Raw genomic sequence first — 21364 nt, forward strand, 5'->3', positions numbered from 1 at the left:
GCGTCCTCCTCACGGGTTCAGGTCGGCCTCCTCGCGGGCTCGGGTCAGCCTCTCTTCGCGGGCTCAGGGGGCGTCCGGGTCCGTCGACCCGTGGACCGGGGACGGGCCGTCGCCCATCGCCGTGCCCGACGGGCCGTGCGGCACCTCGTCCGGCTCGGCCAGCTCGTCGGTGGGCCGGTAGGTCTTGCGGAAGGAGAACTCCGCGACCAGGGCCGCCAACTCGGCGTCATCGGCGACCCCTTGGTCCCCGCTCCCGCCCGTGCCCGGCTTCCTCGTCATCCGTCACTCCCTCCGGCCGCTCCCGCGGACGGCGGCAGCAGCACCTCCAGTACGTCCATGTCCTCGGCCCGTATGTACACCCCCGCGGTGCCCGGCACCCGGCCGAGGAACGCGCCGTCGGGCCCCATCCGGTACTGGGCCTGCAAGTAGAGGTCGCCCGGCTGCGGGTACGCCGAGACGGCCGACCGGGAACCGAGCCAGCCTCCCACCCACAGACCGCTCTTGAGCCGCACCCGGACGAAGCAGGAACCCCGGTCCCTGAAGAGGGCGTCCCAGGCGGTCGGCGTCGGCTCGTACCGCGCCCGGGCCCGCCGCCTGCCCCACGCCGCCTCCGCCCAGGCCAGCGAGGACGGCACGGCGACGATCAGCAGCAGCGCGGCCAGGCCCGCCTGGCGCGGCTGGCGCAGCACACCGGCCACGGGCCCCTCCCCTCCCCCGGCCAGCAGCCGCACCAGCCACGGTCCGGCGACCACCGCGTACAGGGTGTCGAGCAGGGCACCCGCGGCGACGGCCCGCACGAGCCGGTTCTGCGGCTCCTGCTCGCTGGCGAGGGCGCCGCGCAGCCGCTCCCGTACCGCCTGGTAGAAGACGCCGGGCAGCACGAGGATCAGCAGGATGGTCAGCTGCTCCACCGTCCCCGGAACCATCGCGGTGCCGCACCCCCGTACGCGTAAGTCCGTGCCTGTGGCCTGGTGCCTGTAGCCGGTGGACCGTGGCCGGTAGCCCGTACGCAAGGATGGCGTACGGCGGCGCCCGCGTCAGGGGATCGGCTCAGCCCGCCAGGACGATCGTGGGCTGGGCCGAGAAGTCACCCCACTTGCCGTCCGGGAGCTTGGCCCTGAGCTTGACCGAATAACGGGTCCCGGCCGGGTCGGAGAGGTGCAGCCGGTAGGTGGCCCGGCCCTTGGGCGGTGTGCCGCCCCAGACGATGGTGGTGGTCAGCTTGCCGTTGAGGTACAGCTCGTACGCGGGGATCTCGCCGCCCGTGTCAGGCTGGTCCCAGGAGAGGTCGACGGTGAACTCGCCGCCCTCCTTGCCGATCTCGGAGCGCAGCCCGGTCGGGGCGGTGCTCGCGGGGGCGCCGGGGGCGGACGCGGTGGTGAGGTCGAGGGCGTTGCTGTCGGGCGAGGACTTGTCGGAGGCGTCCCGGGCCCGGACGGTGAAGGTGTAGACGGTCCCCGGGCGCAGGCCGGTGAGCTTCGCCGTGGTCTCGGAGGCGGGGACGCTGTGGATCCGGGAGCCCTCCTGGTAGATGTCGTACGAGGTCACGCCGACGTCGTCCGTGGACTTGCCCCAGCTGAGGGTGGCGGCCCGGCTGCCGTCGGCGGTGCCCGTGAGCTTGGCGGGGGCGGTGGGGGGCTTGTCGTCCTTGGCCGGGGTGGCCTGGGTGGTGACGGGGACGGCCTTGCTGGGCCCGGAGAGGTTCCCGGCCGCGTCCTTGGAGCGGACGGTGAAGGTGTAGTCCGTCGAGGCGGTCAGCCCGTCGACGTCGATCATGGTCTTGGTCGCCGGGACGCTCTTGACCTTCTCCTTCCCCCGGTAGACCTCGTAGCCGGCGATCGTCTTGTTGTCGGAGGCCGCCTCCCACATGACGTGCACCGAGGTGGAGCTGCTGGCCTGGGCGGTCACCCCGGCGGGGACGCTGGGGGGCTGGGTGTCGGCCTCGGCCGTGCCGCCGCAGCCGACGAGGAGGGGGGCGAGGAGCAGGGCGGCGGAACAGGTCAACGCGGCAGATATGTGGGGGCGTTGCACGGTGGTGCCTTCCATCCGGACAGCATTGGTCCAGACCTGTATGACATGGCGTGGGGGTTGCCGACAAGAGGACGGCGGGGAACCTTCCGCTATGTGGCGGTGTGTGCGCCGGACCGAGGGTGGGAAGAGGGCGTGCCTCGGCCGATGAGTTCTCGGCGGACGGGCAGTCTGCCCTGTATGGACACCGATGCCACGCCCACCCCTGCCGCCGCTCCCGCCCTCGATCTGGAGCCGGCCGCGCGGCGGATCGCGGTGCTGCTCGACGGGGTCGACGATGCCCGTCTGGGCGGCCCCACCCCCTGCCCCGACTACGCCGTACGGGAGCTGCTCGGCCATCTCGCCATGCTCGCCGCCGCCTTCCGCGACGCGGCCCGCAAGGACCTCGGGCCGGGCACGGCCACCGCCCCGGACGCCGCCCTGCCCGTCCTGGACGACGGCTGGCGCGAGACGCTGCCCCGGCGGCTGGAGGAGCTGACGGGGGCCTGGCGCTCCCCCGACGCCTGGACCGGGATGACGCGGGCGGGCGGGGTGGAGCTGCCCGGCGAGGTGGCGGGGGCCGTCGCCCTGGACGAACTCGTCGTCCACGGCTGGGACCTGGCCCGCTCGACCGGGCAGCCGTATGCGGCCGGGGAGGACGAGCTGCGCGCCTGCGCGGCCCTGCTCGCCCCGGACGAGGACGATCCGGACCGCGGGGGCATCTTCGGCCCGCCCGTCCCGGTGAAGGACGGCGCCCCGCTGCTGGACCGCGTGATCGGCCTCAGCGGCCGCCGCCCGGACTGGCGGCCGGAGGGCTGAGACACGGCGGGCAGCAGGGCGGCCGGAGGACTGAGAGCACCGGGCGGCAGCCGGGCCGGAGGCGACGCGCAGCCGGTCTCCAGCGGCGCGCAGCCGAACGGCGGTCGGGCGCGCATCCGGACCGGCGGCCGGACCGCTGAGAACGCCCTGCGTGCCGCTCGGTTCCGTCGCGGTGCCTTTCTCACCGAAAAGTGCGTTCTTCCCCGTCGGCGCCCTGCCCGCCTACGGTTCTTCCCGTATCCAGGAGAGACCACGGGAGCACCGTCATGGCCGTCCTCAAGACCTACGCACGCCTCTGGACCGACGATCTCGACCAGGCGCTGCCCCTGCTGGAGGAGCTGACCGGGGAGCAGCCCCATCTGCGGCTGGCGTTCGAGCAGGTCGCGCTCGCGGCCATCGGGAACTTCCCGGTCATCGCGGGACCGGCCGAGGAGCGCGCACGCTACAGCCACGCCTCGGCCACCGTGGTCGTCGACGACCTCGACGCCCTCCTCGCCACGCTGACCTCCGCCGGGGCCACCGTCACCACGCCCACGACCGGCGGCCCCACGGGACGGTTCCTCTACGCCCGCCACGCCGGCGGGGCGGAGATCGAGTACGTCGAGTGGACCCCGGAGCTGGTCCGCAGGATCATCCCCGGCTGACCACCGCCGTACGAGCCCGGCCGACCACCGCCGTGCGGATCCGGGCGCGCAGCCGGTCGTCGGCGGCCTCGATCGTGCCGCTCAGCCCGAACCGCACCACTCTCAGGTCCCGCTCCCCCAGCTCCGTCAGCCGGTCCCGGTGCTCGTCGGCGAGCGTGTCCACACCGAGCGCCACCAGCGCCTCCACGGCCTCGGCGGGGGCGGCACCCGCCTCCGCCGCGTCCAGCAGGAGCCCGGCCGCCCGGTCGGTGTCCAGCGCGTCGGGGGCGACGGCCCGCAGGGCGAGGACCGCTGACGGGACCTGCTCGGGATCGGTCAGCAGCGCCTTCAATACGGGGACGAGCGGGCGCCCCGCCGGGCCCAGGCCCGCCGCCGCCTCGGCAGCCCGTACGAACGTCCAGCGCCGCCAGAGCCCGTCGCCGTCACCGAGCACCCCGGCCAGCACCGGCACGGCTTCCGCCGCTTCGCCGGTGATGCGGTGCAGGGCGACGGCGATCGCGATGTCGGCGTCCATCTGGGGGTTGTTCCGGTCGGCGTCGGGGGCGTTGAGCGCGGCGCGCAGGGCGGGTACGAGCGGTGCGGCGGCGGGGCCGAGGGCGGCGGCGGCCGTCGCCGTCTCCCGTAGCACGCCGTCCCATCCCCCGGCGCCCGCAGCGAGCCGCTCGGCCAGCAGGGACAGCAACGGGCGGTGGTCGCCGGTCAGTTGGTGGAGAGCGCGGGCGGCCTCGAACCGGTCGTCCGCCGGTGCGGTCCGGGCCAGGGAGCGGAGCGCCTCCGCCACCTCGCCGCGCTGCTCGGGCCGGCAGACGGCGGCCAGCACCTTTGGCAGCTGCCGGGGGTAAGCGGGCAGCGCGGCGAGCAGTTCGGGCACGGCGGACCCCGCGTCCGGGCCCCACGACAGGAGCAGCGCCGCCAGTCGGGGCAACGCCATGGAGCCCGGTTCCATGGCGCCGAGCCGCCGCCGGACCGCCGCCAGCAACGCGGGGTCGTACGGCAGGGGCGGGAGCGATCCGACGGGCCCGCCGCACGCCGCCGCGAAGGCTCTCGGCCGGTTCTCCAGGTCCCGGGCGAGCAGCGGTGCCGCCCGCACCGGGTCGACGGTCACCAGCGCTTCGAGGGCCCGGTCCGCCACGTCACCCTCCCCCGCCGCGCGGGTCGCCAGCAGCTCGGCGGCGGGCTCCCCGTACGCACCGAGCCTCCCGAGCGCCGACAACGCACCGGACACATCACCGGAGGCCGCATGACCAGCACCCGAGCCCGAATCCGCACCGGCACCCCCACCGTCCGCCTCCGCCGCCGCCGTCAGCGCACCGACCAGCCGGGCGGGCGCGCCCCGCGACAGCTCGCACGCCGTCAGGGCTGCCCACACCGCCTCGGTCCGGGCCTCGGGGTCCGGGTGGCGCAGCGCTCCGTCGAGCAGCGCGAACACCGCCTCGCGGTCCGGATCGGTGTCCCGGAGCAGGAGGGTGACGGTGAGGTGGTGCAGGGGCTCGTTGCGGACGTGGTCGAACCGGTCGGCGACCAGGCGGTCCAGGGGCAGCAGGGCGAGCGCCGCCTCATGGTGGGCCGGGGTCCAGGGCAGCCCGATGTCCGCGGAGGCGAGCAGGGCCGCGATCCGCAGCTCCGGCGGGCTGCCGTCCGGGCCGATGGCCTCCGTCACCGCCCGTGCCGTGCCCTCGGGGTCCAACTGGGCCAGGGCCGAGAGCAGTTCGGCGCGGACGAGCGGGTCCGTCTCGACGGCCGCCCGGTCGCGGAGCGCGGGGACGGCGGCGGCCGCCCCGGCCGCTCCCGTCCACCCCGCCGCCCAGGCCGCGGCCTGGCGGACCGCACGGTCCTGGTGGTCCAGTGCCCCGAGGAGCACCGGCAGTTGGGCGACGACGGCCCGGCGGCAGGCGACTTCGTCGCTCTCCCTCGCCGGAAGCCCATCGCCCGCCTCCGCCGGAGGCCCGTCGCCCGCTTCCGGGGACGGGTCCTCGCCGCCCTCGGCTATGCCGCCGATCAGCAGGAGCACGTCCGCCGTGCGGATGTCCGCCGCGGCGATCCGGGCCAGGAAGGGCACGGCCTTCGCGGACGCCTCGTACACCGAGCCCTGGTGCAGGATGCTCCCGTACAGCTCGCTCTGCGCCTCGTCGGCCGCCGCGTCGTCGTCCCCGGCGAGGGCACGCAGGCAGCCGGGGACGTCCTCGGCGCTGCCGTAGGCGTGGCCGTAGGACGCCCAGGGCAGGGCGTCCAGATCGGCGTGGAACAGGGCGTGGTCGAAGTCCATGCTCCCGATCATGGCAGCCACCACTGACAACGCCCGAGTCCCGTTCGGGGAGAGGCCCGTCAGCTGGTGAAGAACTCCGTGATGTGCCCGGCCACCTGGTCGGCCCGGGTCTCGTGCGGGCGGTGGCCGCCCGGGACCGTGATCAGCCGGCAGTCCGGGATCAGGGCCGCCATGTCGGCCTGGCGGTGCTGCTCCATCGCGCTCTCCGGGCCGCCGGTGATGATCAGCGTCGGGGCGACGATCTCACCCAGGCCGTCGGCCACTTCCGGCGCGGGGTCGGCGAGCTGGTCCCGTACGGCGGGTACCGCGTGCTCGTCGTAGTCCACCGGGCCTTCGGGCGCCCCGGCCGGTCCCGGGTCGCCGGGGAACGGGGCCGGGGTCTCCACCAGGACCAGCCGCTCCACCCGGTCGGAGTGCTCCTGGGCCAGCAGCCGGGCGGCGGCCCCGCCCATGCCGTGGCCGACGAGGCCCACCCGGTCCAGCTCCAGTTCGTCGAGGAAGCCCAGGACATCCTCGGCCATCAGCGCAAGGTCGTACTCGTCGGGCCAGTCGCTCTCGCCGTGGCCGCGCAGGTCCAGGGCGTAGACCCGCCACTCCTGGCCCAGCAGGGCGCCGGCCGCCTCCCAGTCCCCGGCGGACCCGCCGAGGCCGTGCAGCAGCACGACAGGGGAGCCGAACGCATCGCCCCAGGCCCGGTACGCGAGGCGCACATCTCCGACATCCACAACCGACCGATCTTCCATACCCCTGACGCTACAGCCGCCCGACGGCGTCCCGCGCCACAGCCCCCTCCCCCGGAGAGCTCCTGAACGCGCGCCGGCCCGGCGGGACCGTGCGGGGTCCCACCGGGCCGCAGAAGGAGCGGGGTCAGTGCACTCCGGAAGGAGCGGGGATCAGTGCACGCCCACCCCGGCGGCCGCCGGCACCACGTGTTCGCCGTCCCGCCGCTCCTCGTCCTCCGCGTCCGGCCCGCGGCCGATGTGGTTGAAGGCGAGGTTCAGCACGATGGCCACGACACAGCCGGTCGAGATGCCGGAGTCGAGGACGACCAGCAGGCTCTCCGGGAAGGCGTGGTAGAACTGCGGCGCCGCGATCGGGATCAGGCCGATGCCGAGGGCCGCCGCCACGATCAGCGCGTTCTCCCCCTTCTCCAGGGCGGCGGTGGCCAGGGTCTGGATGCCGCTGGCCGCGACCGTGCCGAAGAGGACGATGCCCGCGCCGCCGAGCACCGGCAGCGGTACGAGGGCGATGACGGAGGCGGCCACGGGGACCAGGCCGAGCACGATGAGGATGCCCCCGCCCGCCGCGACGACGAAGCGGCTGCGGATCTTCGTCATGGCGACCAGGCCGACGTTCTGGGCGAAGGCGCTGCACATGAACCCGTTGAAGATCGGGCTGATGGCGCTGCCCAGGGTGTCGGCGCGCAGCCCGCCCTCGATGATCTTCTCGTCGGCCGGGCGGCCGACGATCTTCCCGAGGGCCAGCATGTCGGCGGTGGACTCGGTCATGCAGACGAGCATCACGATGCACATGGAGATGATCGCGGCGATCTCGAACTGCGGGCCGCCGAAGGCGAACGGGGTGGGGAAGCCGACCACGTCGGCGTTCTTGATGGCGCTGAAGTCGGTGATGCCCGCCGGGATGGCGATCAGGGTGCCGATCACCAGGCCGAGCAGGATCGCGATCTGCTGGAGGAAGCCGCGCAGCAGCTTGCGCAGCGCCAGCACGATCACCAGGGTCACGGCGGCCATGGTGATGTTGGTCATCGAACCGTAGTCGTCCGCCGCCGCGTTGCCGCCCTGGGACCAGTTGAAGGCGACCGGCAGGAGCGAGGCGCCGATCAGGGTGATCACGGTGCCGGTGACGACGGGTGGGAAGAAGCGGACCAGCTTGCAGAAGTACGGGGCGAGGACGAAGCCCAGGAGGCTCGCGACGATGATCGCGCCGAAGATCACGGCTATCCCGTCGTGTCCCCGGTCCTTGCCGATCGCGATCATCGGGGCGACACCGGCGAAGGAGACGCCGTTGACGAAGGGCAGCCGGGCGCCGACCTTCCAGAAGCCGATGGTCTGGAGCAGGGTGGCGATGCCCGCGGTGAAGAGGCTCGCCCCCATCAGGAAGGCGGTCTCCTTGGCGGTGAGGCCGACGGCCGGCCCCACGATGAGCGGCGGGGCCACCACGCCCGCATACATGGCGGCCACGTGCTGGAGGCCGCTGGTGAACATCTTCAGTGGGGGGAGGGTCTCGTCGACCGGATGTTTCCGGTCCTCTGCCGCGTTCTCGGCGACGGTGTCGTCCGTCGTCCCGGGGGCGGCTGGGTCTGCGTCTTTGCGAAACCTGGGCTTAGCGGCCACGGCGGTTCCTCCGGTCGGTTACACGTCGTCGGCGACGCGGGTGTCAGGGAGGTGATGCGTAAGTGGTGCGGTGGTGCTTGCGGCTCTCTCAGGTGGTGCAGGTCGTGCAGAGGGGGGTGCGGGGGGCGCGCGCACGGTGGCGTGTGCGGGCAGGGTTCGTCACCGGTCCGGCGGACGCCCACCATCGGGTGCGCGTCCGCCGGACCGGCTGCCGTGGACCCCGCTCGGGCCCACGGCGGCCGGTCTCGGGCCGTCCCCCTCGACCGGCCGGTCGGGGATTCCGCCGGGTCAGTGGCTGACCGGCGGACGGGGTGCCTCCGGGGTCAGGCCCCGGCGGCGATCTGCGCGAGGCGGCGGGCCTCGTCGCGGGTGGTACGGGCGATGGCGTCCTCGTCCACCGTGGTGAGGTGGTTGCCCTCGACGACCGGCTTGCCGTCGACGAGGGAGAGGGTCACCGGGGCGGCCGCGCCGAAGATGAGCGCGGTCACCGGGTCGGCGATCGAGGAGTGGGCCAGGGTGTCCAGCTTCCAGAGGACGAGGTCGGCGAGCTTGCCGGCCTCCAGGGAGCCGATCTGGTCGGCGCGGCCCAGGACCTGGGCCCCGCCGAAGGTCCCGAGGCGCAGGGCCTGACGGGCGTTCAGGGCGGCCTCGCGGTGCGCGCCGAGGCGGTTGATGAGGAGCGCGTTGCGCAGCTCGGTGTGGAGTTCGCCGGACTCGTTGGAGGCGGTGCCGTCCACGCCGAGGCCGACCGGGACTCCGGCGGCGAGCATGTCGGGGACCCGGGCGATGCCTGCCGCCAGGCGGGCGTTGGAGGAGGGGCAGTGGGCGACGCCGGTTCCCGTACGGGCGAAGGCGGCGATGTCGGAGTCGTTCATGTGGACGCAGTGGGCCATCCACACATCGCTGCCGAGCCAGCCGGTGGACTCGAAGTAGTCGGTCGGGCCCATCCCGAACAGCTCCTTGCAGAACTGCTCCTCCTCGACGGTCTCCGAGCCGTGGGTGTGCAGCCGTACGCCCTTGCGTCGGGCCAACTCGGCTCCCTGACGCATCAGCTCGGTGGAGACCGAGAACGGCGAGCAGGGGGCGACGGCGACCTGGGTCATGGCGTCGAAGGAGGCGTCGTGGTGGGCGTCGATGGTGGCCTCGGTGGCGGCGAGCGCGCCTTCGAGGGTCTCGACGGCGAAGTCCGGGGGCAGGCCGCCGTCCTTCTCGCTGCGGTCCATGGAGCCCCGGGCGAGGGTGAACCGTACGCCCATCTCGCGGGCGGCCCCGATGATGGCCCCGGAGAGGTCGCCGGAGTCCTTCGGGAAGACGTAGTGGTGGTCCATGGCGGTGGTGACGCCGCCGCGGGCCATCATGGCGAGCGAGCCCTGCGCGGCGGCGCGGGCCATCGGCTCGTCGATGCGCGCCCAGGTCGGGTAGAGGGCGACCAGCCAGTTGAAGAGGTTGTGGTCGGTGGCCAGGCCCCGGGTGATCCACTGGTAGAAGTGGTGGTGGGTGTTGACCAGGCCCGGTGTGGCGAGGTGCCCGGTGCCGTCGATCCGCCGCACGACACCGGTCAGGCCCTCCGGGGCCTTGCCCGCGCCGACGGACTCGATGCGGTTGTCCGCCACGACGATGTACCCGGAGGCGTACTCCGTGTCGTGGGCGTCGACGGTGGCGATCGAACAGTTCTCGATGACGATGCGCTGAGGGTCTGCCGAAGCTGCCATGGCGCTTCCTTCTTCTCTCTGTGGCGATGTGGGCACGGCAGGACCCTAGGAGGATTTGAGTGCCACAGCGGGGCGGCTGTGGGTGCCGAGATGGTGGAAGAACAGGTTGAGCACGACCGCGACCAGTGCTCCCGCGCTGATTCCGGAGCCGAGGACGGTCTGCGCCCAGGCCGGGAATCCGGCGTAGAAGGTGGGCGCGGCGAGCGGGATGATGCCCGCGCCGAGTGCGACGGCGACCAGGATGATGTTGGAGCTGTCGTCGAGCCCGGCCTCGGAGAGCGTACGGATGCCGCTCACCGCGATCGAGCCGAAGAGGACGATCCCGGCGCCGCCGAGGACGGGCATGGGCACGAGCGAGACGACCGCGCCGAGCACCGGAAAGGCACCGAGGATCAGCAGGGCGCCGCCCGCCGCCGCGACGACGTACCGGCTGCGCACCCGGGTCAGCGAGACGACGCCCACGTTCTGCGCGAAGGCGCTGGTGGGGAAGCCTCCGAAGACCGGGCCGACGAGCGTGGCGATGCCGTCCGTACGGAGACCACGGGTGATCGTACGGCCGTCGGTGCGGCGGTCGCAGATCTCACCCAGGGCCAGCATCCCGGCCGAGGACTCGGTCATCAGGACGAGCATGACGATGCAGAGGGAGAGGATCGCGGCCGGGTGGAACTCCGGTGCGCCGAAGGCGAAGGGGGTCGGCAGGGCGGCGAGGGGCGCGGACTTCAGCGCGGAGAAGTCGGCGAGTCCGAACGGGATCGCGGCCAGCGTGCCGACGAACATGCCGACCAGCAGGGCGACTTGCTTGAGGAAGCCGCGGCCGAACCGCTGGATGAGCAGGATGACGACGAGCGTGAAGGCGGCCAGCGCCAGGTACTTCATGGCGCCGAAGTCGGCGGCGGTGGCGTCGCCGCCCTGCGCCCAGGCGACCGGCACGGGCATGAGGGTGACGCCGATGAGGGTGATGACCACCCCGGTGACCAGCGGCGGGAAGAAGCGCAGCAGCCGGCCGAAGAACGGTCCGACGGTCAGGCAGAAGGCTCCGGCGACGAGCACCGCCCCGTAGATCGCGGGGAGTTGGTGGCCGGGGGCGCTGGTCTCGGCGATGGCGAGCATCGGGGCGATCCCGGCGGAGGAGGCGGCGTTGACGAAGGGGAGCCGGTTCCCGGCGAACGCGCCGACGCCGATGGTCTGGAGGAGGGTGGCGAGTCCGGCGATCAGGAGACTCGCGGCGATGAGCCGGGTCATTCCGGCGGTGTCCAGGCCGACGGCCTGGCCGATGATCAGCGGAGGGGTGACGACGCCCGCGTACATGGCAGCGATGTGCTGGAGGGCCGCGGGGACGAGCCGCGCGGCGGGGAGCTTCTCGTCGACCGGGTGAACTGCCGTTGTGGTGACGGGTTTCGGGGCTTCGGCCGGCCCCGTTGCAGGCTGTGCCATGGGTGTTTCCTCCGGGATGACCGGCCCCGCCCGACGGTGGGCGGACGGGGGCCGGTTCAGTTCCGCGTCAGAGGTTGGTCATGTCGACCGGGATCTTCGGCTCGACGCCGTCCCGGAGCACGGTGGCCTCGATCAGACCGTAGGGACGGTCCGCCGCGAAGTAGACCTCGTTGTCGTTCTTGAGGCCGAACGGTTCGAGGTCCACCAGGAAGTGGTGGTTGTTCGGCAGCGAGAAGCGGATCTCGTCGATCTCGCTGCGGCTGTTGATGATGCGCGAACCCATCTGGTACAGGGTCTGCTGGAGGGAGAGCGAGTAGGTCTCGGCGAAGGCCTGGAGCATGTGCTTGCGCGCCTGCTCGTAGGACTTCTCCCAGTTCGGCATGCGCTGCTCGTCGCTGGTCCAGTTGTACCGCCAGCGGGCGGAGACGTCGGTCGCCAGGATGCGGTCGTACGCCTCCTTCAGCGTCGTGTACTTGTCCTTGACGTAGCCCCAGAACTCGGAGTTGGTCGAGTTCATCACCGTCAGGTCCTTGAGGCCCGAGATGACCTCCCAGTTCTCACCGTCGTAGGTGATCTGGGAGACGCGGGTCTCCTGGCCCTTGCGGGCGAAGGAGTGCTTGACCTCGTCGGCGCCGATGAACCTGGAGTTGCCGTCGGAGGTCGCGATGCGCTCCCAGGCGTACTCCTCGATCCGGATCCGGGCCCGGTGGATCGGCTCCTGCGAGGAGACGAAGTGGCGGGCGAGGTGGATGCCGAACTGCTCGGCGGACTCGATCCCGTGCTCCTTGGCGAACGCGAACACCGTGTTCTTGGTGGTGTCGGTCGGCAGGACGTTGGCGTTGGAGCCGGAGTAGTGGACGTCGTCCATGTCGCCGGAGAGGGCGACCGAGACGTTGAGGTCCTTGATGTGGTGGGTGTCGCCGTCCCGCGTGATCTTTACGACGCGGTTCTCTGCTTTGCCGTACTGGTTCTGGCCGAGAATCGTGGGCATGTCGGTGCTAGCTCCCTCGGTAAACGGAGTAGCCGAACGGGTTGAGCAGCAGCGGTACGTGATAGTGCTCGCCCGGCACGACCGCGAAGGCGATCGTCACTTCCGGGAAGAACGCGCCGCTGTCCCTTACGCGGGGGGCGTCCTGCTGCGCCTCGGCTTGCTTCTTGGAAAAGTACGTCTCGGTGTCGAAGGCGAGACGCACATGGCTTGTCCCTTCCGGCAGCGCCGGCAGGTCCTTGCAGCGCCCGTCCGCATCGGTCACGGAGGCCCCGATCGTCACGTACGGCGCGTCGCCGCCGCTGCGGGCGGCGAGCGAGACGGTGACGGACGCGGCCGGGCGGCCGATGCTGGTGTCCAGGATGTGCGTGGACACCGATGCGGTCGTGTCGGTACTCAAGACCGTCACTCTCCTTGCTCTCAAGAGTCCTGTGCGGGAGCTTCCTCTGCGAGGGTCTCCCGTACGAGACGGGTCAGCCGGATGCGGTTGATCTTGCCCAGTTCGGTGCGCACGATCTCCCGCTCCTGCTCGGGCGAGTTCCCGATGCGGGACTTCACCGCGTCGCGCATCTGTTCACCGGTGGCCCCGGTGGCGCAGATCAGGAAGACATGTCCGAACCGCTCCTGGTAGGCCAGGTTCAGTTCGAGCATCTCGGTCTTGAGCTCCTCGGAGGCACCGGCCATCCCCCGCTGCTCGCGGGCGGAGGTCGGGTCACCGGGCTTCGGGCGCCCGATCGGCGGGTGTCCCGCCATCGCCTCGGCCAGGTCCGCCGCGGTCAGCTCCGCCATGGCGGCGTCGCTCGCGGCGAGCAGGGCTTCCTCGGTGGCGTACGGACGACCGGCGAGGACGGTCTCCCCCCAGGCCGCACTGGCACAGACCTCGTGCAGTGCGGGGGCGGCCTCGCCGTCCGCCAGGGTGTTGAACCGGGTGAGGCCCGGTGTGAAGCTCGAAGTCACGGGAGCCTCCGTGGCTGTTTTTCGCTGTGCGTTGTTCGGGCTGCGGATAGCTAACGCCCTCCGCAACACGACGTCAACACTTTGTTGAAATCTCGCGAACGAAGAAAGCCGCCGTCCCGACATACGGACAGCGGCTTTCCTGCGTGTTCGGCCAACTACTCACCCTTGGCCGAATGTTCCCGGTTCAGGTAGTTGTACACGGTGAACCGCGAGACCCCCAGGGCACCGGCCACGGTCTCCACCCCGTGTCGTACGGAGAAGGCACCGCGTGCCTCCAGGGTCCGGACGACGGACTGCTTGGCCTTCCGGTCCAGCTCGGCCAGCGGCATCCCGTGCCGTCTCTCCAGCGCGGCGAGGATGTGGTCCAGCGAGTCGGAGAGCTGGGGCAGCCGTACGGCTATGACGTCCCGGCCCTCCCAGGCGAGCACGACGTCGTCGGGCTGGGCCTGCTCGGGGCCGAGCAGCTCGGCGCCCATCGCGTCGACGAGCGGCTTGACCGCCGACACGAAGGGGTGGTCGGTGGTGAGCGGAGGGTGATCGCCGGAGGCCGGGGACCGGCCGGCCACGGCCGGGGGTTCCCGGAGGAGGCGGCCGGGGCGCCGCCGGAGGAGGAGTCGACCGCGGGGCGGTCGGCGGACGCGGTCACCGGGCCTCCTCCCCGATCACGTTGACCTGGAGCGAGACCCGGGTGGCGCCCGAGGCCAGGGCCCGGCGCAGCAGGGAGTCCACGGCAGTGAGCACCTGGTCCGCGCCCCCTTCCGCCGTATTGCCGAACGGGCCGACGTCCACGGCGTCGAGCTCGGCGCTCTGGATGACCTCGCGGGCCACCACCGCGTGGGCGGGCGCCTCGTCGAGATCGAAGGGCTCGGTGGTGAGTTCCACCCTCAAGCGCACTGTGCCTCCCTGATGTCCTCGCCGCGGGTGCGGGCGCGCGGCTCGGCCACGACTGTAACCGCGGTCGGAGGTCAGCCGCCCGTCTGGATGTCACCCCTGGTGGAGGAGGTGATCGTGTCGCCGTGGGCGAAGTCGCCGGGCGGGATGCCGGGGTGGTGGTGGCGGCGACCACGGTCTTCCAGTGGCTGTTCCACTCGGAGTTCGGCATCGTCAACCAGTCGCTGGCCTCGCTCGGCCTCGCATCGTTCGAGCGCTATCCGTGGTTCGCGAACGGGACGGCGGCCTTCGCCATCCTGGTGACGCTGATCGTCTGGCAATCGGTGCCGTTCGCCGCGATCACGCTGTACTCCGCGCTCACCACCGTGCCGCAGGAGCTGTACGAGTCGGCGCGGCTGGACGGGGCGGGCGCGGGGCGGATCTTCCGCTCGGTGACCTTCCCGATGCTCCGGCCGATCTTCCTGCTGGTCTTCTCGCTGGAGGTGATCTGGACGTTCAAGGCGTTCGTCCAGATCTGGGTGATGACCCGGGGCGGTCCGGGCGACGCCACGACGATCCTGCCGGTCTACGCGGTGCAGACGGCGCTCTCCGGCCAGCGGTACGACCTCGGCTCGGCCGCCTCGATGATCACCGTGGTCCTGATGTCCGGGGTGCTCGTCCTCTACTTCCGCCAGATGTTCCGCCAGGAGGACGAGAGCCGATGACCATGCCTGCCGTACGTCCCCGCGTACCCGTACGCTCCCGGCTCCGGCGCCTGCCGCTCCACCTCGCCGCCGCCGTGACCGTGGTGGTCTGCCTCTTCCCGGTGTACTGGATGATCTCGACGGCCTTCAAGCCGTCCGCCGACATCCAGTCGGCCGACCCGCTTCTCCTCCCGCGCACCTGGACCCTGGACCACTTCCAGCGGGCCGTGGCCGCCGACGGGTTCGTGCTCTTCTGGCGCAACAGCATCCTGGTCACGCTGGGCGCGGTGCTCCTGGCGCTGCTGGTGGCCCTGGGCGCCTCGTTCGCGGTGGCGCGGCTGCGGTGGAGGGGCCGGCGGCAGTTCATGCTGATGGTCTTCGTCGCGCAGATGGCGCCGTGGGAGTCGCTGATCATCCCGGTCTACATCATCTCCCGGGACACGGACATGCTCGACCGGCTGCCGACCCTGACACTGATCTACTTCATGATGACGCTGCCGTTCACCGTCGTGGTGCTGCGCGGCTTCATCGCCACCATCCCGCCGGAGCTGGAGGAGGCGGCGCAGGTCGACGGCTGTACGCGGACCGGGGCGTTCCGGCGGGTGGCGATGCCGCTGCTGGCACCGGGGCTGATGGCCACCTCGCTCTTCGGTTTCATCACCGCCTGGAACGAGTTCGCCTACGCCAACTTCCTGATCATCAAACAGCAGGACAACCGGACCCTGCCGGTCTGGCTGTCCTCCTTCCAGAACACCTTCGGCACCGACTGGGGCGCCACGATGGCCGCCTCCACGCTCTTCGCCCTGCCCGCCCTGGTGATCTTCCTGCTGCTCCAGCGCCATGTCACCTCCGGCTTCGCCGCCGGTGCCGTCAAGGGCTGAGCGGCCGGGGCCGCCCGCGCCCGTCCCCGTACGCCCGCGAAACCCGAACCCGGAGACCCCGTTGCCCGCATCGCGCCCCGACCTCGCCCTCCTCCCCCGGCCGAGCAGGATCTCCTCGCTGGGCGGCCGGCTCACCCTCGACCGCTCCACCACCGTGCGGGCCCTGCCCGGCGCCGAACCGGCGGCCGGCCTGCTGCGCTCGCTGGTCGGCCCGCCCACCGGGCTGCCGCTGGCCCCGTCGCCGGAGGGCCGGATCGTCCTGGTGCTCGACGACGGGCTCGGTGGCCTGGGCGAGGAGGGGTACGGGCTGACGGTCGGCCCGCAGGCCCTGCGGCTGCGCGCCGCCCGTCCGGCCGGGCTGCTCCGGGGGATCCAGACGATCCGTCAGCTCCTGCCCGCCGAGGCGCTGTCGGGCGGGGCGCCGGGCCCCGGCCCCTGGGAGCTGCCGTGCGTCGAGATCACCGATGTGCCGGACCTGCCCTGGCGCGGGGCGCTGCTGGACGTGGCGCGCCACTTCCTGCCGATCGGCTATCTGCACCGGTACGTGGACCTGCTCGCGCTGCACAAACTGAACGTCCTGCACCTCCACCTCACCGACGACCAGGGCTGGCGGATGCCGGTCGACGCCTACCCCCGGCTCACCGCGGTCGGCGCCCGGCGGGCCAGGTCGCAGCGGGGCCCGGGTGGTCCGGAGGGGGCCGAGTTCGACTCCGTACCGCATGAAGGGGCGTACACCAAGGCGGAGTTGCGGGGGCTCGTGCGGTACGCGGCGGAGCGCGGGGTCACCGTCGTGCCGGAGATCGAGATGCCCGGCCATGTGCGCGCCGCGCTCGCCGCCTATCCGGAGCTGGGCAACCGTCCGGAGCGGCAACTGGAGGTGTGGGACCGCTGGGGCGTCTGCGACACGATCCTCGGGGTCCACGAGGAGGTCTTCGCCTTCTGCCGGACGGTGCTGGAGGAGGTGATGGACCTCTTCCCGTCGCCGTACATCCACATCGGGGGCGAGGAGTGCCCGACCACCGAGTGGGAGAACAGCCCGGCCGCCCGGGAGCGCGCGGCGGCCGAGGGGCTCGCGGGCCCGGCGGCGCTGCACGGCTGGTTCATGGGCCGGATCGGGGCGTTCCTCGTGGAGCGGGGGCGGATCCCGATCGGCTGGGCCGTATCGGGGACCGAACTGCCCCTGGAATTCACGGTGATGGCGTGGCGCGACGCCTCGCACGCCCGGGCGGCGGGGCGGCGCGGGCACCGGGTGATCGCCGCCTACCACCGGAGGACCTATCTCGACTACGCCCAGTCCGGCGACCCGTACGAACCGGTCGCCCAGCCCGGTGACCCGGTGACCCTGCGCACGGTCCACGGCTACCAGCCCGCGCCCGCGGAGTGGCCGCCGGAGGAGCGGGCGCGGGTCCTCGGGACGCAGGGACAGCTGTGGACGGAGTACGTCCGCACGCCCGAGGAGATCGAGTACCTGAGCTACCCGCGGCTCTGCGCGCTGGCCGACCGTTCCTGGTCCGGCGGGCGCGACGGCTGGCCGGGGTTCGTCGAGCGGCTGCGCCACCACACCGCCCGGCTGGACGCCCTCGGCGTCCCCTACCGCCCGCTGGACGCGCGGTACCCCGCGACCGCGCCCACCCCCTGAGGAACAGCGCGCCCCGTCCTTTCCCCACCACCGTTCCGGAGAGGAACACGCCCATGAACACACCAGCCGAGAGCACCCGGAGGCGCCGGACCGGGCTCCGCGCCGCACTGGCCTCCGCCGCCGCCGTGGCCCTGGCCGCCACCGGTCTCGCCGCCCTGCCGTCCTCGGCGGTCGCGGCGGCGGACGGGCTCGTCGTCCAGTACCGGACGAGCGCGTCCGGCGCGAGCGCCGACCAGAGCGAGCCGTGGCTGAAGGTGCGGAACGCCGGCTCCGCCTCCGTACCGCTGAGCAGCGTCAAGGTGCGCTACTACTTCAAGGCCGACTCGGCCTCCGCCGCCTACCGGTTCGCCTGTTCCTGGGCCGTGAAGGGGTGCGCGAACATCACCGGTACGTTCGGGACGCTCGCCAACCCGACGGCCACCGCCGACCGTTACCTGGAGATCGGCTTCACGCCGGGCGCGGGCTCGCTGGCCCCGGGCGCGGACACCGGGGACCTGCAGCTCCGGTTCCACCAGGCGTCCTGGGCCTCGCTGAACCAGTCCGACGACTACTCCTTCGGCCCGCAGCAGTCCGCGTACGGCGACTGGTCGAAGGTGACGGCCCACCTGAACGGCGCGACGGCGTGGGGCCAGGCGCCCGGCGGCAACGCGCCGACCGACCCGCCGGACCCCACGGACCCGCCCGGGGACGCGCCGACGCTCTTCGACGACTTCAACTACAGCTCGCACACCGACCAGAGGATCAACACGAACGGCTGGAGCGTACGGTCCAACTCCGGCGGGCCGGGCGTGCCGGGGGCGACCTGGGCGCCGGAGAACGTCACCTTCGTCTCGCAGAGCGGCAACTCGGTGATGAACCTGGAGACTTCGACGGCCGGGACGGGTGCGTCGACCAGGCACACCGAGATCCTGACGCGGTCGATGAAGTTCAAGAACGGGACGTACGCGTCGCGGGTGGGGTTCAGCGACGCGCCGCGCTCGGGGCCGGACGGCGACCGGATCGTGCAGACCTTCTTCACGATCAACGACCTCAAGGCGCCGATGGCGGACGACTACGCGGAGTACGACTTCGAGTATCTGCCGAACGGCGGCTGGGGCGAACCGGCCAACATCCTCTACACCACCTCCTGGGAGACCTACCGGCCCGACCCGTGGGAGGCGGTCAACCAGCACACCTCCGACGCGCGGTCGTACGCCGGGTGGCACGACCTGGTGGTGACGATCGACGACAACCAGATCACGTACTACGTCGACGGTCAGCACTTCGGGACGCACGGGGCGGCCTATCTGCCCGAGCGGCCGATGTCGATCAACTTCAACCAGTGGCTGATCGACCTGGAGGGGCAGCCGAGCACCACGCCCCGCGCCTATGACCAGCAGGTGGACTACGTCCTGCACGTGAAGGACCAGGTGCTCACCCCGGCGCAGGTGAACGCGATGGTCAGCTCGTACCGGAGTGCGGGCAAGACCTTCGAGGACACGGTGCCGGGCAGTTAGGGCGTGTCCGGCGGATCAGGACCGGATAGGCCGCGGCGTCTGGTGCGGTGCATCGCAAGGCGCTGGAACGTCCTCATCGCGGAGCGATTCGGGCGTTTCGGCAACGCCGCGAGGTGCCGTGCCAGGCGTCGTGGACCCGGTCAAGATCCGCTGGAGACGCCCTAGTAGGGCTTTGTTAGGTGGTCTTGTCACTTTGGGTGTGTGGTAGTTCGCTGGCTGTATGAGGGCTGGGGAGCTTGCCGTGGTGCGGGGTCGGTTGGAGGAGTTCGCTTCGGAGGTGTTCGCGCCGTTGGTGCGGCGGGACCAGCGGCAGAAGGGTGCTCTGTATCTGCGGGGCCTGCTGCTGGAGGGTCGGAGGAAGTCGATGCAGCCGATGGCGGAACGGCTCGGGGTCGATCACCAACAGTTGCAGCAGTTCATGACGTCCTCGACCTGGCCGGTCGAGGACGTCCGGACCCGTCTGGCGTGGCGGGCGGTGGCAGCGGTGCGACCGCAGGCGTGGGTGGTGGACGACACCGGCTTCCCGAAGGACGGTGTCTTCTCGCCGGGCGTGGCCCGGCAGTACTCCGGCACTCTGGGCAAGGTCGGCAACTGCCAGATCGGTGTCAGCATCCACGCTGCCTCCGACACGGCTTCATGTCCCTTGTCCTGGCGGCTGTTCCTGCCCACCGCCTGGGACGAGCCCGAAGCCGAGGCCCGTCGGCGGGCCTGCCGGATTCCCGAGACCGAGCGCCACCGCCCCAAGTGGCAACTGGCGCTGGCCATGCTCGACGACCTCGCCGCCACCGGTCTGCGGCCCGCGGTCCTCGTCGCGGACGCCGGCTACGGCGCGAACGCCGACTTCCGCCGCGGTCTGGACGAACGCGGTCATGCCTGGGTGCTCCAGGTGAAGGGCGAGATGACCGCGCACGGTCAGGACGCGGTGCCGCATACGCCCGACTACGGCGGTCTCGGCCCCCGTCCGCTTCCCCGCTACCGCATCCGCCCGGCAGCCCTGCGCGAGCATGTGCTGGCTGCTGGACGCAGCAGCGGCCGGGCTGTGACCTGGCGCATGGGCTCGAAGGCCGCGATGAACGCGCACTTCGTACTCCTGCGGGTCCGTCTCGCCGGGCGCCGCCCGAAACCGGCAGCTGACGGCACGATCCCTCTGGTCTGGTTGATCGCGCAATGGCCCGAAGGCGAGGCGGAACCGGTGAAGTACTGGATCTCGAACCTGCCCGCCGACATCCCGACGAAGGATCTGGTCCGGCTGGCGAAGGCCCGGTGGCGGATCGAGCACGACTACCGCGAGCTGAAGACAGCTCTGGGCCTGGACCACTTCGAGGGCCGCTCGTTCACCGGCTGGCACCGCCACGTCACCCTCGTCACCGCCGCCCACCTCTTCCTGACCGAGCAGCGGTCATGCCCAAAAGTCCCTGCCAGGGCCTGACCCTCTACCAAGCCCTGGCCCTCCTCCAACATCTGCTAGCCACCTGGACCGGAACCTGCCCCACCTGCCGACAACCCACCCCATGGCAGCCCTACGACACCACCTAACAAAGCCCTACTAGGAGCGGTACGGGCGGGGCGGGGGCCGAGGGCGGCCGCCGCCCCGCTTCCGTGTGTCCGGATCCGCCCCCTCCATCGCCCCCGTACGCCGCTGACCGGGGCGAATTTTGCGGTGCCCCCTTGACAGCCCCGCCACCCCCCAGGCAATCTTCCGTTAAGCAGAAACTAACTTCCGCAATACGGAAGGAGCGCCGAAACCCTCATGGGATACCCGGACCAGCGCTTCGATGTGAACCTTTCGATCCTCTTCACGGAACTCCCGCTCCTGGAGCGTCCCGCGGCAGCCGCCGCGGCGGGCTTCACGGCGGTCGAGCTGTGGTGGCCCTGGATCGAGACCCCCACCCCCATCCGGGCGGAGCTCGACGCCCTCGAGAAGGCGCTCGACGACGCCGGCACCCAGCTGGTGGGACTGAACTTCTACGCCGGACAGCTGCCCGGCCCCGACCGCGGCGCGCTCTCCGTGCCCGGTGAGGAGTCCGACCGCTTCCGCGAGAACATCGAGGTGGCGGCCGACTTCGCCGCCTCGGTCGGCTGCACGGCGCTCAACGCGCTGTACGGCAACCGTGTCGAGGGCGTGGACCCGCAGGTGCAGGACGCGCTCGCCCTGGAGAACCTGGTGCTGGCCGCCCGCGCGGCGGACCGCGTCGGCGCGATCCTCCTGGTCGAGACCCTCAACAAGCCGGAGTCGCCGCTCTATCCGCTGGTGAGCGCACCGGCCGCGATCGAGGTCGTCGACAAGGTCAACGCGGCGACGGGCCTGGGGAACGCCAAGTTCCTGCTGGACCTCTACCACCTGTCGATGAACGGCGAGGACCTGAGCCAGGTCATCAAGGCGTACGCCGCCAGGACCGGCCACGTCCAGATCGCCGACAACCCGGGGCGCGGCGCGCCGGGCACCGGCACCCTCCCGCTGGAGCGACTGCTCGACGAGCTGAAGGACGCCGGTTACGCGGGCTGGGTCGGCCTGGAGTACAAGCCGGGCGACCGGCCGAGCGCGGAGGCCTTCGACTGGCTCCCGGTCTCGGCCCGAGCGGCCCGCTGACCG

Annotated in this window: 20 protein-coding genes and 2 pseudogenes; 8 read left to right on the forward strand and 14 right to left on the reverse strand. The window is 71.9% G+C overall.

Annotation, left to right across the window (positions count from 1 at the left end):
* Positions 1 to 63: 63 nt before the first annotated feature.
* The 3 genes from DJ476_RS04620 to DJ476_RS04630 form a co-directional block, all read right to left on the reverse strand.
* Positions 64 to 279 (reverse strand): hypothetical protein, encoded by a 216-nt coding sequence (locus DJ476_RS04620; RefSeq protein WP_112489909.1) that lies wholly within the window; start codon positions 277 to 279, stop codon positions 64 to 66.
* The gene (locus DJ476_RS04625) at positions 276 to 911 is read right to left on the reverse strand and encodes a DUF6338 family protein (RefSeq protein ID WP_318294358.1); all 636 of its coding nucleotides are present in this window, start codon (positions 909 to 911) and stop codon (positions 276 to 278) included. The genes DJ476_RS04620 and DJ476_RS04625 overlap by 4 nt, the downstream gene beginning before the upstream one ends.
* 139 nt (positions 912 to 1050) lie before the next feature.
* Entirely contained in the window at positions 1051 to 2046 is a 996-nt protein-coding gene (locus DJ476_RS04630; protein WP_112489911.1) for a fibronectin type III domain-containing protein, read from the reverse strand.
* A 162-nt stretch (positions 2047 to 2208) separates the two neighbouring features.
* Between DJ476_RS04630 and DJ476_RS04635 the strand changes: the two genes are divergently transcribed.
* Both DJ476_RS04635 and DJ476_RS04640 read left to right on the forward strand, forming a co-directional pair.
* Positions 2209 to 2826 (forward strand): TIGR03086 family metal-binding protein, encoded by a 618-nt coding sequence (locus DJ476_RS04635; RefSeq protein ID WP_103417567.1) that lies wholly within the window; start codon positions 2209 to 2211, stop codon positions 2824 to 2826.
* Between the two features lie 266 nt (positions 2827 to 3092).
* Positions 3093 to 3470, forward strand: a complete 378-nt coding sequence (locus DJ476_RS04640; RefSeq protein WP_112489912.1) for a VOC family protein — start codon at positions 3093 to 3095, stop codon at positions 3468 to 3470.
* On the opposite strand, the gene DJ476_RS04645 is transcribed toward DJ476_RS04640, so the two are convergent.
* From DJ476_RS04645 to DJ476_RS35370, 11 genes and pseudogenes are all read right to left on the reverse strand, one after another.
* Entirely contained in the window at positions 3457 to 5736 is a 2280-nt protein-coding gene (locus DJ476_RS04645; protein ID WP_404827459.1) for a HEAT repeat domain-containing protein, read from the reverse strand. The genes DJ476_RS04640 and DJ476_RS04645 overlap by 14 nt on opposite strands.
* Before the next feature lie 59 nt (positions 5737 to 5795).
* Positions 5796 to 6461 carry an alpha/beta fold hydrolase gene (locus DJ476_RS04650; RefSeq protein ID WP_241565520.1) on the reverse strand — a complete coding sequence of 222 codons (666 nt, stop codon included), beginning with the start codon at positions 6459 to 6461 and terminating at the stop codon, positions 5796 to 5798.
* Between the two features lie 168 nt (positions 6462 to 6629).
* Positions 6630 to 8090 carry a nucleobase:cation symporter-2 family protein gene (locus DJ476_RS04655; RefSeq protein WP_103417563.1) on the reverse strand — a complete coding sequence of 487 codons (1461 nt, stop codon included), beginning with the start codon at positions 8088 to 8090 and terminating at the stop codon, positions 6630 to 6632.
* A gap of 323 nt (positions 8091 to 8413) precedes the next feature.
* Positions 8414 to 9802 carry an 8-oxoguanine deaminase gene (locus tag DJ476_RS04660; RefSeq protein ID WP_103417562.1) on the reverse strand — a complete coding sequence of 463 codons (1389 nt, stop codon included), beginning with the start codon at positions 9800 to 9802 and terminating at the stop codon, positions 8414 to 8416.
* A gap of 45 nt (positions 9803 to 9847) precedes the next feature.
* The gene (locus DJ476_RS04665) at positions 9848 to 11236 is read right to left on the reverse strand and encodes a nucleobase:cation symporter-2 family protein (protein WP_019762752.1); all 1389 of its coding nucleotides are present in this window, start codon (positions 11234 to 11236) and stop codon (positions 9848 to 9850) included.
* Positions 11237 to 11303: 67 nt separating this feature from the next.
* Positions 11304 to 12227 (reverse strand): factor-independent urate hydroxylase, encoded by a 924-nt coding sequence (gene pucL / locus DJ476_RS04670; protein ID WP_019762753.1) that lies wholly within the window; start codon positions 12225 to 12227, stop codon positions 11304 to 11306.
* Positions 12228 to 12234: 7 nt separating this feature from the next.
* A complete protein-coding gene (gene uraH, locus DJ476_RS04675; RefSeq protein ID WP_103417561.1) occupies positions 12235 to 12624 on the reverse strand; it encodes a hydroxyisourate hydrolase in 390 nt (129 codons plus the stop codon).
* A 20-nt stretch (positions 12625 to 12644) separates the two neighbouring features.
* Positions 12645 to 13181 carry a 2-oxo-4-hydroxy-4-carboxy-5-ureidoimidazoline decarboxylase gene (uraD, locus tag DJ476_RS04680; RefSeq protein ID WP_103417560.1) on the reverse strand — a complete coding sequence of 179 codons (537 nt, stop codon included), beginning with the start codon at positions 13179 to 13181 and terminating at the stop codon, positions 12645 to 12647.
* 155 nt (positions 13182 to 13336) lie between these two features.
* The gene (locus tag DJ476_RS04685; RefSeq protein ID WP_070204653.1) at positions 13337 to 13657 is read right to left on the reverse strand and encodes a helix-turn-helix domain-containing protein; all 321 of its coding nucleotides are present in this window, start codon (positions 13655 to 13657) and stop codon (positions 13337 to 13339) included.
* Between the two features lie 166 nt (positions 13658 to 13823).
* Positions 13824 to 14063 carry a hypothetical protein gene (locus DJ476_RS04690; RefSeq protein ID WP_112489914.1) on the reverse strand — a complete coding sequence of 80 codons (240 nt, stop codon included), beginning with the start codon at positions 14061 to 14063 and terminating at the stop codon, positions 13824 to 13826.
* An 83-nt stretch (positions 14064 to 14146) separates the two neighbouring features.
* Positions 14147 to 14233: pseudogene (locus DJ476_RS35370) on the reverse strand (GntR family transcriptional regulator); the annotation flags it as partial.
* Here DJ476_RS35370 and DJ476_RS04700 point away from each other — a divergent pair.
* The 6 genes and pseudogenes from DJ476_RS04700 to DJ476_RS04725 form a co-directional block, all read left to right on the forward strand.
* Positions 14231 to 14776 (forward strand): annotated as a pseudogene (locus DJ476_RS04700) (carbohydrate ABC transporter permease); the annotation flags it as partial. The pseudogenes DJ476_RS35370 and DJ476_RS04700 overlap by 3 nt on opposite strands.
* A 2-nt stretch (positions 14777 to 14778) precedes the next feature.
* Entirely contained in the window at positions 14779 to 15636 is an 858-nt protein-coding gene (locus DJ476_RS04705; protein ID WP_103417625.1) for a carbohydrate ABC transporter permease, read from the forward strand.
* 61 nt (positions 15637 to 15697) lie between these two features.
* Positions 15698 to 17275, forward strand: a complete 1578-nt coding sequence (locus tag DJ476_RS04710; protein WP_112489915.1) for a beta-N-acetylhexosaminidase — start codon at positions 15698 to 15700, stop codon at positions 17273 to 17275.
* 53 nt (positions 17276 to 17328) lie between these two features.
* A complete protein-coding gene (locus tag DJ476_RS04715; RefSeq protein ID WP_112489916.1) occupies positions 17329 to 18771 on the forward strand; it encodes a cellulose binding domain-containing protein in 1443 nt (480 codons plus the stop codon).
* A 220-nt stretch (positions 18772 to 18991) separates the two neighbouring features.
* Complete coding sequence (locus DJ476_RS04720; protein WP_079167082.1) at positions 18992 to 20200, forward strand: IS701 family transposase; 1209 nt, start codon at positions 18992 to 18994, stop codon at positions 20198 to 20200.
* Positions 20201 to 20521: 321 nt separating this feature from the next.
* Positions 20522 to 21361 carry a TIM barrel protein gene (locus DJ476_RS04725; protein WP_112489917.1) on the forward strand — a complete coding sequence of 280 codons (840 nt, stop codon included), beginning with the start codon at positions 20522 to 20524 and terminating at the stop codon, positions 21359 to 21361.
* Positions 21362 to 21364: the final 3 nt, after the last annotated feature.

Origin of the sequence: Streptomyces bacillaris (assembly GCF_003268675.1) — a bacterium.
GTDB lineage: Bacteria > Actinomycetota > Actinomycetes > Streptomycetales > Streptomycetaceae > Streptomyces > Streptomyces bacillaris.